The 6,651-nt window shown below is 70.3% G+C and carries 7 protein-coding genes; 6 read left to right on the forward strand and 1 reads right to left on the reverse strand.

Annotated elements, in window-relative coordinates; translation table 11 throughout:
* Window positions 1-3 precede the first annotated feature (3 nt).
* On the forward strand, window positions 4-732 hold the full coding sequence (locus MKL20_RS04110; RefSeq protein ID WP_244035618.1) for an HAD hydrolase-like protein: 729 nt from the start codon (window positions 4-6) through the stop codon (window positions 730-732).
* A gap of 150 nt (window positions 733-882) precedes the next feature.
* On the opposite strand, the gene MKL20_RS04115 is transcribed toward MKL20_RS04110, so the two are convergent.
* On the reverse strand, window positions 883-1,380 hold the full coding sequence (locus tag MKL20_RS04115; RefSeq protein ID WP_244035619.1) for an outer membrane protein assembly factor BamE: 498 nt from the start codon (window positions 1,378-1,380) through the stop codon (window positions 883-885).
* Between the two features lie 586 nt (window positions 1,381-1,966).
* Between MKL20_RS04115 and MKL20_RS04120 the strand changes: the two genes are divergently transcribed.
* The 5 genes from MKL20_RS04120 (at window position 1,967) to MKL20_RS04140 (ending at window position 6,323) form a co-directional block, all read left to right on the forward strand.
* Window positions 1,967-2,524 carry a ubiquinol-cytochrome C chaperone family protein gene (locus MKL20_RS04120; protein ID WP_244035620.1) on the forward strand — a complete coding sequence of 186 codons (558 nt, stop codon included), beginning with the start codon at window positions 1,967-1,969 and terminating at the stop codon, window positions 2,522-2,524.
* Window positions 2,521-3,036, forward strand: coding sequence for a YceD family protein (locus MKL20_RS04125; protein ID WP_243969880.1), 516 nt, complete (start codon window positions 2,521-2,523; stop codon window positions 3,034-3,036). Before MKL20_RS04120 ends, MKL20_RS04125 begins: the two co-directional genes overlap by 4 nt.
* A gap of 394 nt (window positions 3,037-3,430) precedes the next feature.
* Window positions 3,431-4,465: a phosphate acyltransferase PlsX gene (gene plsX, locus MKL20_RS04130; RefSeq protein ID WP_243969882.1), complete on the forward strand. Its 1,035-nt coding sequence runs from the start codon at window positions 3,431-3,433 to the stop codon at window positions 4,463-4,465.
* Between the two features lie 380 nt (window positions 4,466-4,845).
* Window positions 4,846-5,838, forward strand: a complete 993-nt coding sequence (locus MKL20_RS04135) for a beta-ketoacyl-ACP synthase III (protein ID WP_243969884.1) — start codon at window positions 4,846-4,848, stop codon at window positions 5,836-5,838.
* 113 nt (window positions 5,839-5,951) lie between these two features.
* Entirely contained in the window at window positions 5,952-6,323 is a 372-nt protein-coding gene (locus MKL20_RS04140; RefSeq protein WP_279594519.1) for an integration host factor subunit alpha, read from the forward strand.
* Window positions 6,324-6,651 lie beyond the last annotated feature (328 nt).

Genomic DNA, 6,651 nt, shown 5'->3' on the forward strand with positions numbered 1-6,651 from the left:
GACATGGGCCGCCGCGCCGGTGAGGCCGGGCCATCCCTGGTCGTGCTCGATTTCGACGGGACGCTCGCCGACAGCTTCGACTGGTTCTGCTCGGTCCTGAACGGCGTCGCCGACCGCTATCGCTTCCGCCGGGTCGAGCCCCACGAGGTCGAGGGGCTGCGGCTACAGGGCGCGCGGGCGATCGTGGCCCAACTCGGCATCCCCCGCTGGAAGCTGCCGTTCATCGCCCGCCACATGCATGCGCTGGCGGCGCGCGACGCAGGCCAGATCGCGCTGTTTCCCGGCGTGCCGGCGATGCTGGCTGGGCTCAACGAAGCGGGGGTGCCGCTGGCGATCCTGTCGTCGAACCGCGCCGACACGGTCCGCCGGGTGCTTGGGCCGGAGAACGCGGCGCGCATCGACGCCTATGCCTGCGGCGCTTCGCTGTTCGGCAAGGCGCGGCGGTTGCGGGCGCTGCTGGCCCGCCGGGGCGTCGCCCCGGCGCGGGCCCTGTGCATCGGCGACGAGGTTCGGGACCTGGAGGCTGCGCGGGCGCTCGGCTGCCCGTTCGGCGCGGTGGCCTGGGGCTATACCGACGCGCGGGCGCTGGCGGCGCTCGGCCCCGACCATCTCTTCGCCGCGCCGGATGAGATCACCCGGCTGGCGAATCGTCCCGAGACGTGGCTGGCGGTCTCGGAAGGGCGGTCACCCGAGTCGCTCCGGACGGCATCCAATCCAATCCCCTCATCCTGAGGGGCCCGCGTCAGCGGGCCTCGAAGGAGGGCTCCAGGGATCGCCGAGGCTTCTGGAGGGCTCCTTCGAGGGCGACGCTGCGCGTCGCCGCCTCAGGATGAGGTGGTGGATGGGACCGACCGGGTTGTCCTGGAAAGCCTCAGCGTCCGATCACAGGCCGCGGTTGGCGCCCGGGACCACGCTGGTGCCCTTGCCGGTGCCGAACGGCTCGTAGCGGGTGAGGCCGCGGAACAGCTGGCTGAGGAAGGCCCGGTCGGCGCCGCTGGTGGGCGTGGTGCGCTCGATGAAGTCGAACACCCTGCCGTCCTGGAGGCCGTAGAGCGCCACCCGCTCGACCTTGAAGCCGGAGGTGAAGTAGACCGCCGTGACCTTCTGGTCCTCGACCTGCTCGCCCAGGAACATGATCGTCCGGCTGGTGTTCTGCGAGATGTAGTACCAGGACTTGTTGCCCACCGTGGAGACCGTCGACGGCGTGCCGAGGATCTGCAGCACCTGCTCGGGGCTCATGCCGGGCTTGATCGTGGCGAGCGCGGCCTGATCGACCTGGTAGCCGTGGCGCAGCTCTTCGCTGACGCAGCCGGCGAGGCCGGAGCCCGCGAGGCCGAGCAGGGCGAGGCGCGCGAAGGACTGGACGAGACGGCGCCGCATCGGGCCCCCAGAGAGCGTGTTGACGGACGAGCGACGCAGGCCGCCGCCGGTCCATGTCTCCGACGGCGCTTGCGCCTTGGGCGTGGGTTGCCGTACCGCGGGGATATGGCTTTGACAAGGCAAGCTTGGCCACACGCGCCGGCCCAACGCACCCGCTCTCCCTCCCCCCTTTGCGGAGGAAGGTGGCCCAATGGGCGCCCTCTACGTCAGCAGGGGGCGGGAGAGGGGAGCGCCGTGGCCGGAGACGTCGCGACGGGAGCCACAAGCTGCGCTGTCGCGCTGCCCCTCTCCCCCTGCTGCGCAGAGGGGCTACGGGCGACACAGGTTTCGACCGTAGCCGTGATCATGCCGTGGGCGCAGAAGGCGCGGGTCCCCTCTCCCGTGCGGGAGAGGGACAGGGTGAGGGATACGACCTCTCCGGAAGGCCCTGGTCCCTCACCCCAACCCTCTCCCGCACGGGAGAGGGGGCGCGGCGCAGCCTGCAACAACGCTTGTGCTTCAAACCTGTGTAGACTGTAGGCAGAGGGGGAAGGGACGTGCGTGTGTCGGCTTTGTTCTCGGCCTCCTTCAAGTCCGCGAGGCGCCGATGATCGCCGGGCTGTTCCGGCGCGACAGCGCGCGACGTCGGGCCGTCGAGGCGTTGCACGCGGCCATCAGCGCGGCGGCGCGACAGCCGGGCCTGTACACGCGGCTGGCCGTGCCCGACACCGTCGAGGGCCGGTTCGAGGCCCTGTGCCTGCACGTCATCCTGGTTCTGCGCCAGCTGAACCGGTTGCCGGCCCCGGCCGCCGACGTGGCGCAGGATCTGGTGAATTCGGTCTTCACCCAGCTCGACGCCGCTTTGCGCGAACTCGGCGTCGGCGATATGGGCGTCGGCAAGCGGATGAAAAAACTCGGCGCCGCCTTCTACGGCCGGGCCACGGGCTACGATGCCGCCCTCGACGCCGGCGACGGCGCGGCCCTGGCCGTGGTGCTCGCCCGCAACGTGCTGGGCGGCGCGGGTGACGCGGCGGGCCTCGCCGCCTACGTGCTGGCGGCCGATTCGGCGCTGGCGAAAACCCATCTCGACGGGCTGCTCGCTGCCGGGCCGCCCTTCCCGGAGCCGGACGCCTTCGCGCCGGCCCCGACCGGAGACAGGACATGAGACACCGTACGGGTCCGGAGAGCGGGCCGCTCTCGCGCTGGATCAACGTCGAGCGCCTGCCGCAGGGCCGGGGCGCCGTCACCGTCGAGGCGAGCCCGGCCGAGTGCACGGCGCTCGCTGCCGACTTCAAGATCCCCGCCATCCGCGATCTGGTCGGGCGGTTCGAGATCTCGGGCTCCACCAACCGGATGACCGTGACCGGCACGGTCGAGGCCGTGGTGACGCAGGTCTGCACGGTCAGCCTCGAGCCGTTCGAGGGGCCGGTCCGCGAGCCCGTGGAGGTGGTGTTCACCGATACCGATCAGCTCGCCGGCACCGATGCCGAGGATGTCGAGATCCCCGATCCGCTGATCGGCGGCCGGATCGATTTCGGCGCGCTCACGGCCGAGTTCCTGGCGCTCGGCCTCGACCCCTATCCGCGCAAGCCCGGCATCGCCTTCGAGCCGGTGGTGGCGGGCGAGGATGCGGGGCCTTTCGACGCGCTGCGCCGGCTCCGTGACGGGGAGGGGTGAGGCGGACCGGCCTGGCGCTGCGACGGGTCGGGTCGCTGGGCGTGATGGCAGGATTGAGCGGCAGGTTTCTGCTTAGGGATATCCAACCCACCCCCTCATCCTGAGGTGCCGGAGCGCAGCGGAGGCCTCGAAGGAGCCCTCCAGCCGGCCGCGCGATCCCTGGAGGGCTCCTTCGAGGCCCGCTGCGCGGGCACCTCAGGATGAGGGGGCTAATGGGATTACCCGGGTTCGAGCACCGCAGGGGATTCGCCCGCCCCGAAACAATTGCCTGACGCCGCCGGCCCGATTTCATTTGCCCGGCGGGCCGGTATCGCTATGGTCCGCCGCGCTTGGCGGCCGGCCCTCGCCCGTCCCGCCGTCCTCCTGCCCAGCTGAGACCGCGGCCCGCAACGATATGTCCCAACGCGTGTGCATCTCGCTCGACGCCATGGGTGGCGACCACGGGCCTTCGACCGTCGTGCCCGGCGCCGCCCTGGCCCGTGAGCGCCATCCCGACATGACCTTCCTGCTGTTCGGCGACGAGGCGGTAATCGCGCCGCTGGTCGCCAAGGAGCCGCGCCTCAAGGACTGCGTCGAGATCCGCCACACCACCGTGGCGGTCGCCATGGACGACAAGCCCAGCCAGGCGGTGCGCCAGGGACGAGGCAAGTCCTCGATGTGGCAGGCGATCCAGGCGGTGCGCGACGGCCAGGCCGATGCCTGCGTGTCGGCCGGCAACACCGGCGCCCTGATGGCGATGTCGAAGATCTGCCTGAAGACCATGTCGGGCATCGAGCGTCCGGCCATCGCCTGCCTGTGGCCGACCGTGCGCGGCGAGAGCGTCGTGCTCGATGTCGGCGCCACCATCGGCACCGATGCGGAGCACCTGGTCGAGATGGCCGTGATGGGCTCGGCCATGGCCCGGATCGTGTTCGACCTCGACAAGCCGACCGTCGGCCTGCTCAACGTCGGCACCGAGGAGATGAAGGGCAACGAGGCGGTCAAGGAGGCCGCCCGGCTGCTGCGCGAGATGGACAGCCCGCGCCTGACCTATCACGGCTTCGTCGAGGGCACGGATCTCGGCCGCGGCACCGTCGACGTGGTGGTGACCGAAGGTTTCACGGGAAACATCGCGCTCAAGACCGCCGAGGGCACCGCCAAGCAGATCGGCAGCTACCTGCGCTCGGCCATGACCCGGACCCTGTCGGCCAAGATCGGCGCGCTGTTCGCCCGCCAGGCGTTCAAGGCCCTGAAGGACAAGATGAACCCGAGCCGCGCCAATGGCGGGGTGTTCCTGGGCCTGGAGGGCATCGTCATCAAGAGCCATGGCTCGGAGAACGCGCAGGGCTTCGCCGCGGCGATCGACCTGGCCCACGACATGGCCCGCCACGACATGATCCGCACCATCCGCGAGATGCTCGACCAGACGGCGGTTCTGGCGCCGGCTTGAGCGTCCGTAGAAGAACGGGATGGAAACGGGCCTCCTTCTCGCGCACCTGACGGAGCGTCCGTTCAAAAGACGCGCAGCGCCCTCACCGTCATTGCGAGCGCAGCGAAGCAACCCAGTGCAGCGGGCGATCCCCGAATGTGGCGTGTCCCTCGGTTGCTTCGCTGCGCTCGCAATGACGGATTATTGGATCGTTGGTCGGCCGATCCGACCGGAAACCGACTGACACATGGGCGGACCCGCCATCCGGTCTGGGGCGTTCACACAAAACACAGCGGCGTGCGCTCCTCCGGTCCGTAAGGGGACGGCGATTCGCACAACATGTTCAAGGCGTTGACGGCCGGCGGGGATGTCCAAGCCCCCCTCGTCCGGGAAGGAAAGCGATGTCAGCCCTCCGCACAGAGTCTCCGCAGGCGCTCCGCTCGGTGGTGGTCGGGACCGGATCGAGCCTGCCCGCGCGGGTGGTGACCAACGCCGCGCTGAGCGAGCGGGTCGAGACGTCGGACGAATGGATCGTTCAGCGCACCGGCATCCGCCAGCGCCACATCGCCGATGCGAGCGAGACCACCTCGGTGCTGGGCACCCGGGCCGCCCAGGCCGCCCTCGACGATGCCGGCCTGACCGGCGCCGACATCGATCTCGTGATCTGCGCGACCTCGACGCCCGACCACACCTTCCCGGCCACCGCGACCCAGATCCAGGCGGCGCTCGGCATCCATCAGGGCGCGGCCTTCGACCTCCAGGCGGTCTGCGCCGGTTTCGTGTTCGCGGTCTCGACCGCCGACAAGTTTTTGACCACCGGTTCGGCCCGCCGGGCCCTGGTGATCGGCGCCGAGACGTTTTCGCGGATCCTCGACTGGGAGGACCGCACCACCTGCGTGCTGTTCGGCGACGGCGCCGGGGCGGTGGTGCTGGAGGCGCGGGCGGATGCCGGCGAGCGCGGCGTCCTCTGCGCCAGCCTGCGCTCGGACGGACGGCACCGCGAGAAACTCTATGTCGATGGCGGCCCGGGCTCTACGGGAACCACCGGGCATCTGCGCATGGAGGGCCGCGAGGTGTTCCGGTTCGCGGTCGGGCAGGTCACCGACGTGATCGCGGACGCCTTCGCGCAGGCCGGACTCACGGCGGACGACCTCGACTGGTTCGTGCCCCACCAGGCCAACCGCCGGATCATCGAGGCCTCGGCCGACAAGCTCGGCATCGCCCGCGAGAAGATCGTGCTGACCGTGGACCGTCACGGCAACACCTCGGCCGCCTCGATTCCCCTGGCTCTCGACGTCGCCCGGCGGGACGGCCGCATCCAGCCCGGCGATCTGGTGATGATCGAGGCGATCGGCGGCGGCTTCAGCTGGGGCGCGGCGCTGATCCGTTGGTGACGGGCTGGACCGATTCCAGGCCTCCCCGCGGTTGACCGGGCGGCGGGCGCCGATTAGCGTGCCGGATCATAGGGATACACCTTCAGCTTGCTGTGCGGCCGAGTTCGCCGCGCCTGTGGGCTGCCGGAAGAGAAGAGCGGGCGAGGGGACACGGCATGGCAGGCAAGACGGTGACGCGCGCCGACTTGAGCGAGGCCGTCTACCACCAGGTGGGCCTGTCGCGGACCGAATCCGCCGCCCTGGTCGAGACCGTGCTGTCGGAGATCTGCGCCTGCCTGGCGGGGGGCGAGACGGTCAAGCTGTCCTCGTTCGGCTCCTTCGTGGTGCGCAGCAAGGGCAAGCGCGTCGGCCGCAATCCCAAGACCGGCGTCGAAGTGGCGATCGAGCCCCGCCAGGTGATGGTGTTCAAGCCGTCCAACGTGCTCAAGGCCAAGATCAACGGCCAGGCGATCAACGGGCTGGACAAGCACGACGAGGATGATTGAGCGGCCCGATAGAGGCCCACTACAGAGGTGACGCACTCTCCCTCCCCCCTCTGCGGGGGAGGGTGGCCCGCGAAGCGGGTCGGGAGAGGGGAGCGACGGTGCAGAATAGGGCTGCGGCCTTCACATCGGCCCCGCCTTGTCCTGAACCCGGGTTCCCCTCTCCCGACCCCTGCTGACGCAGGGGCCACCCTCCCCCGCAGAGGGGGGAGGGGACGCGCGGGTCGGTCTGATCTCCCGCTAAGACGACAAACAAGACTCCTCACGCCTGGTAAGGCTTGAGCCCGGCCGCGCGGACCGGCAAGATCGACGCCTTCCCCCGCCACATCAG

Origin of the sequence: Methylobacterium sp. E-066 (assembly GCF_022829635.1) — a bacterium.
Classification (GTDB): domain Bacteria; phylum Pseudomonadota; class Alphaproteobacteria; order Rhizobiales; family Beijerinckiaceae; genus Methylobacterium.